This is a genomic window from Psychrobacter immobilis (assembly GCF_904846235.1).
Lineage (GTDB): Bacteria > Pseudomonadota > Gammaproteobacteria > Pseudomonadales > Moraxellaceae > Psychrobacter > Psychrobacter immobilis_C.
In genome coordinates this window covers 1-2,372 of sequence record NZ_CAJGZN010000048.1, presented here as the reverse complement: position 1 = coordinate 2,372, position 2,372 = coordinate 1, and the positions used below count along the sequence as shown (strand labels likewise).

General features: G+C 36.1%; 2 protein-coding genes. Both read left to right on the top strand.

What is annotated here, in order from left to right; genetic code table 11:
* The first annotated feature begins 242 nt into the window (after positions 1-242).
* Positions 243-1,466 carry a tyrosine-type recombinase/integrase gene (locus JMX07_RS13440; RefSeq protein ID WP_201608428.1) on the top strand — a complete coding sequence of 408 codons (1,224 nt, stop codon included), beginning with the start codon at positions 243-245 and terminating at the stop codon, positions 1,464-1,466.
* A complete protein-coding gene (locus tag JMX07_RS13435) occupies positions 1,459-2,322 on the top strand; it encodes a hypothetical protein (RefSeq protein WP_201608427.1) in 864 nt (287 codons plus the stop codon). The genes JMX07_RS13440 and JMX07_RS13435 overlap by 8 nt, the downstream gene beginning before the upstream one ends.
* The last annotated feature ends 50 nt before the right edge of the window (positions 2,323-2,372 follow it).

Below are 2,372 nucleotides of genomic sequence, written 5' to 3'. Positions count from 1 at the left end.
TGCATAGCACGATTGGATATGTGTCACCCTTTGAGTTTGAAAAGCGGTATTATGATAATTTAACCCTGTCAGGCATCGCTGCCTGACTCAAGTAAATCACTCTCCGATAAAGTCGGGGCGGTTCACAGGCTAATGATTACGATTACACTTTTAGCTCTTTAGCTAACTCAGATTATCACTTCAGAATGCCTGTTATCATTCAATCAGATGGTTTACCTTGGAAAATAGGTAACCTATATCTCATGGGACAACTAGACACTCCTGCGCTTTCAAATATGAAAACGTTATCCGCAAGAGCTATCCACCTAAAATACTATCTACAGTACCTAGAACATAGTAACCAACACTTTTTAGACTTACCTACCCAGTACCAGCAAAGAGTTCCTCGCAAATTCAAAGCTTTTTTACAGGCTGTAATAGAACAGCACGACTTTAGCTCTCAATACATTAATAACATTCTGTCCTCTGTTGCTCATTTCTATAATTATATACAGCATCAATCATTCGTATCTCAGTCTGATATAGAGAATAAGCCCTTTAGAGAAAGGAAGGTTTCTATACCTATTCATAATAATGTAGGAATAATGAGGAATATTAGTGTTATTACAAATGATCTCAAGCTAAGAAGCAGCAGAAAACCCTTACCATCACTAGGTAAGTTGAGAGATGGAGGCAGTCTGCGTCCTTTAAGCTCTGAAGAACAAGAAATTATTTTCAGGGCATTTGATAAAAACTATGCGTCAATAGAGTTAGAGCTAATGATAAGAATAGCTCTCGGAACAGGAGCTAGACAACAAAGCGTATGCACTCTCTCTATTGCTTGTATCAAAACTGCTCTCCACTACTTAGAACAAAATGCTGATTCAAATTATGCCGTGATAAATACTGGATATAAATACAGAACAGATTCAAAGGGTGGGCGACTAAACCGCTTAATGTTTTCACGTAACCTAATTGATCATTTAGCAACATATATAGATTGCGAAAGAGCGGAACATAGAAGACAAAATATAAACAGCTTTTATGCAAATACTGACGATAACTATGTGTTTTTAACTCGAACTGGAAACCCCTATTTAACTGCTGAAAGAGAAATTATAGATCGTAATCGTAACAACCCTAAACCAGTTTGGAACACTGAAGCGCCCGTTATGGTACCTAAAAACGGCCAATCTTTAAGAAATGAATTAAAAAAATTCATTTCCAAGGTTCAAAAATTTGAACCAAGTCTTCAAAATTTTTCATTCCATGATTTGCGTGCTACCTATGGGATGAATATCGTAAGAAACCTTAGAGCTAAGGAATACCCTGATTCTAAGATATTTGATCATGTCAGACAAAGGTTAAACCATAGAAGCCTAACAACCACTGAGGCCTATCTAAAATTCGACTCGGAAGTAAAAGAATTCAATGATATACAAGATACGTTCGGCGTAACATTTGATAAGGGCGAATATAATGTCTAATTCTTTCAATGACAGGCAGCTTATTGAGATAAGCACTAAGCAAATAGAAGATATCGTTGATCCTCAATACACAGTAATTGTAGGTTCAAGAGCTGATGGTGTGTCCTTTAAAGTCGATATTGGTAGAGTCTGCTATACCAATAGAGAGAACGATTCTGGTCATTCCCGAGATAAAACTAAGAGCTATATTACGGGCCTAGTTGATGAATCAACATTGTCTATAGAACGTGTAGAATGGTTGAGAAGGTACCTTAGGGAAATCCTTCAAAAAGGGTTGAGAGATGAAACGGTGCGAGGTTACCTTCATAATTTAAGATATTTTTTTGATTTTTGTGATTTTGAAGGCTCTAAGCCTCTTACTTTAGATGATTTAGCATCTAATTATAAATATTATCAAATTAATCTCTATCAAAAGGCGCGTTTAAGTGGTGCAAAATCTATAAGCACTACAACTCTTTATGACAAGCTAAATACTGCAAGAGATTTCATAAAAATCGCTTATAACTTATCTGATATCGATATACTTAGTATTATTCCCAAGCATCGTCATATGGGGCATAACAGTAAAGAAAGAGACTCCTCATTAGAAGACTTCAAAAACTTCTTACAAACCTGCATTACATACTTTAATGAATTCTCATACGCCATATTAAATAAAATCTACCCTATACCTATTACTTTAGCAAAATCATCAAGTAATGATTATTATTGGGATTCAACTAGAAAATATGGCATAAAGAAACTACCTAATTGCTTCTACAATAGTGGTGAACCCTTACCTGAACCGCCCCGACTTTATCGGAGAGTGATTTACTTGAGTCAGGCAGCGATGCCTGACAGGGTTAAATTATCATAATACCGCTTTTCAAACTCAAAGGGTGACACATATCCAATCGTGCTATGCAA